This window comes from Superficieibacter electus (assembly GCF_002915575.1).
GTDB classification, from domain to species: Bacteria; Pseudomonadota; Gammaproteobacteria; order Enterobacterales; family Enterobacteriaceae; genus Superficieibacter; species Superficieibacter electus.
The window spans coordinates 1-3,635 of sequence record NZ_PQGD01000059.1; the positions used below are offsets into that span (position 1 = coordinate 1).

A 3,635-nucleotide genomic window follows, 5' to 3' on the forward strand; every position below is an offset into this window, starting at 1 on the left:
GTCACATTGTTCAGCGACAGGTCTGCACAGATGATTTCATGTGTGTTGCTGTCAACTGCCAGATGCAACTTTCGCCATATACGACGGCGTTCCTGGCCATGCTTTTTGACTTTCCACTCGCCTTCACCGAAGACCTTCAGCCCGGTGGAATCAATTACCAGGTGTGCGATTTCACCCCGGGTGGGCGTTTTGAAACTGACATTAACCGACTTTGCCCGCCTGCTGACACAGCTGTAATCCGGGCAGCGTAGCGGAACGTTCATCAGATAAAAAATGGAATCAATAAAGCCCTGCGCAGCGCGCAGGGTCAGCCTGAATACGCGTTTAATGACCAGCACAGTCGTGATGGCAAGGTCAGAATAGCGCTGAGGTCTGCCTCGTGAAGAAGGTGTTGCTGACTCATACCAGGCCTGAATAGCTTCATCATCCAGCCAGAAAGTTATGGAGCCACGGTTGATGAGGGCTTTATTGTAGGTGGGCCAGTTGGTGATTTTGAACTTTTGCTTTGCCACGGAACGGTCTGCGTTGTCGGGAAGATGCGTGATCTGATCCTTCAACTCAGCAAAAGTTCGATTTATTCAACAAAGCCCGTATAATGCAGTAATTTCCTGGCCAATCATGTGAGAAGCCCAGTCAGTTGGGACACCTGCGCTCAACATTCCATTCAGGGCCATCGTCGCAGCCCACATGATGTTAGCTCTGGCGTCGTAGTTCTGTGGATTTTTAAGGGCTACTGGGCCTTCTTCTTTCAGCGTGCTCAGCAGTCCTTCCGCCAGGCGATCCTGCACCTTAGCGTTAACCGGGTAAGTAATGTATTGCTCAAGAACGTGGACAAAGGCATCAACAACCCCGTTTGCGGTTTGTTGTTCAGGCAGCGTGTAGGTCATTTCCGGTTCGAGCACTGAAAATTTCGGCATAACGTAAGGGGAGGTGAAAAAGAGTTTATCCTGGGTGGTCACCCGATTAATCACCGCCGTGTTATTCATCTCTGAACCCGTGGCCGCCAGGGTCAGCACGCATCCAAAAGGGAGAGCTTGTTTCACCACGCCGCCATAACTCTTGACGATCTCCCATGGATCATTTTCGTAGAGGGCTGCGGCGGCAATAAATTTAGTCCCGTCGATCACTGAACCGCCGCCCACGGCCAGAAGAAAATCAATTTTTTCTGTTCTGACAATCTCAACGGCTTTCATCAGGGTTTCATAATGAGGGTTTGCTTCTACACCGCCAAACTCATAAACCAGGGTGTTTGTCAGGGACTCTTTTACGCGTTTCAATATACCGTGTTTTATAACGCTGCCCCCGCCATAGACAATCATGACCTTTTTACCCTGCGGGACTTCTTGTGCTAACGCAGAAATTTGATCGCGACCAAAAAGAATTTTTACCGGATTATGATAGATAAAATCTTGCATAATGATTACCTCATTTTCAGAATTAAAAGCCGTCACTACAACGAGGACATATTCACGTCGTGGAATATAAAGTACCATTTTGAATTTTATTTATTAATCAACATAAATTTCACTTACTTGTGAAATTTATTTGATAATTAATGACAGACTGGTACGCTGACGTCTCCAGTAGGGACCGAGGAGGAGGAATCGTGTGGATGAATTAAAGGTTTTTTTAACAGTGGCCAGGCTGAAAAGCTTTACCAAAGCCGCAGCTGAAATAGGTGTGACACCCTCAGCCATCAGCCACACGGTGAAATCTCTTGAGGAAAGGCTTGGGATCCGCCTGCTGGCCAGAACCACCCGCAGTATCTCCACTACGGAAGCAGGTGAAAGGCTCATTAACGAAGTTGGCCCGTTAATGGAACAGGTTGATGATGCTATTAGTCGGTTGAGTGAGCTTAGGGAAAAACCCACTGGCGTCATACGCCTCACGGCGGCAGATGATGTTATCCAGTATTTGATCCGTCCTGTATTACCGGACTTTCTGAGTCGCTACCCAGATATTCAGATTGAAATCGGCATTGACTATGGATTTACAGATATTGTTGATCAGCGTTTTGATGCCGGGATTCGTCCGGGCGATGTTCTGAATAATGATATGATTGCCGCAAAAATAAGCCAGAACTGGCGCCAGCTTGTTGTTGCTGCACCAGATTATTTTAAGCGTTATGCTAAGCCCAGGAAGCCGCAGGATCTTTTGAACCACAACTGCATTAACGTCCGCTATTCTGATACGAGTGGATTGTACGCCTGGGAATTCGAGAAAGATGCTCAGAAATTCAGTCTGAAAGTCAAAGGGCAATATATTGCGAACAGCACGATTCATCAGCTCGATGCAGCATTAGACGGGCTGGGGATTGCCTATATTCCCGAGTATGTTGCAGATGGATATATCAAAAGCGGCAAGCTGATTGCTGTTCTGACCGAGTGGTGTCCATATTTTGACGGCTACCATATTTATTATCCTCACCGCCGACAGGATTCTCCTGCGTTTATGGCTTTTCTGCAACTTTTGCGCGACAGGTACAATAATGGAATAAGATAAATTTATGAGTAAAGGATTATGTCCACGATAAGCACCTGGGTCGATTCCTGGGAGGCGGCCATGAGGGTAGGGAAGCGCCGTCCCGTCAAGTCAGCGTAATGCTCTGCCAGTGTTACAACCAATTAACCAATTCTGATTAGAAAAACTCATCGAGCATCAAATGAAACTGCAATTTATTCATATCAGGATTATCAATACCATATTTTTGAAAAAGCCGTTTCTGTAATGAAGGAGAAAACTCACCGAGGCAGTTCCATAGGATGGCAAGATCCTGGTATCGGTCTGCGATTCCGACTCGTCCAACATCAATACAACCTATTAATTTCCCCTCGTCAAAAATAAGGTTATCAAGTGAGAAATCACCATGAGTGACGACTGAATCCGGTGAGAATGGCAAAAGCTTATGCATTTCTTTCCAGACTTGTTCAACAGGCCAGCCATTACGCTCGTCATCAAAATCACTCGCATCAACCAAACCGTTATTCATTCGTGATTGCGCCTGAGCGAGACGAAATACGCGATCGCTGTTAAAAGGACAATTACAAACAGGAATCGAATGCAACCGGCGCAGGAACGCTGCCAGCGCATCAACAATATTTTCACCTGAATCAGGATATTCTTCTAATACCTGGAATGCTGTTTTCCCGGGGATCGCAGTGGTGAGTAACCATGCATCATCAGGAGTACGGATAAAATGCTTGATGGTCGGAAGAGGCATAAATGCCGTCAGCCAGTTTAGTCTGACCATCTCATCTGTAACATCATTGGCAACGCTACCTTTGCCATGTTTCAGAAACAACTCTGGCGCATCGGGCTTCCCATACAATCGATAGATTGTCGCACCTGATTGCCCGACATTATCGCGAGCCCATCTATACCCATATAAATCAACATCCAGGTTGGAATTTAATCGCGGCCTCGAGCAAGACGTTTCCCGTTGAATATGGCTCATAACACCCCTTGTATTACTGTTTATGTAAGCAGACAGTTTTATTGTTCATGATGATATATTTTTATCTTGTGCAATGTAACATCAGAGATTTTGAGACACAACGTGGCTTTGTTGAATAAATCAGATTTCGGGTAAGTCTCCCCCGTAGCGGGTTGTGTTTTCAGGCAATACGCACGCTTTC

At 46.2% G+C, this 3,635-nt stretch carries 3 protein-coding genes and 1 pseudogene; 1 reads left to right on the forward strand and 3 read right to left on the reverse strand.

All coding sequences use genetic code 11. The annotated features are described in order from the left end of the window. Together CHU32_RS27595 and CHU32_RS27600 are read right to left on the reverse strand one after the other, a co-directional pair. The coding region (locus CHU32_RS27595; protein WP_176691958.1) for an IS5 family transposase at nucleotides 1-557 on the reverse strand (557 nt) is incomplete at its 3' end. 27 nt (nucleotides 558-584) lie between these two features. Beyond that, nucleotides 585-1,415 (reverse strand): annotated as a pseudogene (locus CHU32_RS27600) (iron-containing alcohol dehydrogenase); the annotation flags it as partial. A gap of 193 nt (nucleotides 1,416-1,608) precedes the next feature. On the opposite strand from CHU32_RS27600, the gene CHU32_RS27605 reads away from it, so the two are divergent. Further along, nucleotides 1,609-2,502 (forward strand): LysR family transcriptional regulator, encoded by an 894-nt coding sequence (locus tag CHU32_RS27605; protein ID WP_012695469.1) that lies wholly within the window; start codon nucleotides 1,609-1,611, stop codon nucleotides 2,500-2,502. 136 nt (nucleotides 2,503-2,638) lie between these two features. Here CHU32_RS27605 and aph(3')-Ia read toward each other — a convergent pair whose 3' ends face one another. After that, nucleotides 2,639-3,454: an aminoglycoside O-phosphotransferase APH(3')-Ia gene (gene aph(3')-Ia / locus CHU32_RS27610; protein ID WP_012695470.1), complete on the reverse strand. Its 816-nt coding sequence runs from the start codon at nucleotides 3,452-3,454 to the stop codon at nucleotides 2,639-2,641. Nucleotides 3,455-3,635: the final 181 nt, after the last annotated feature.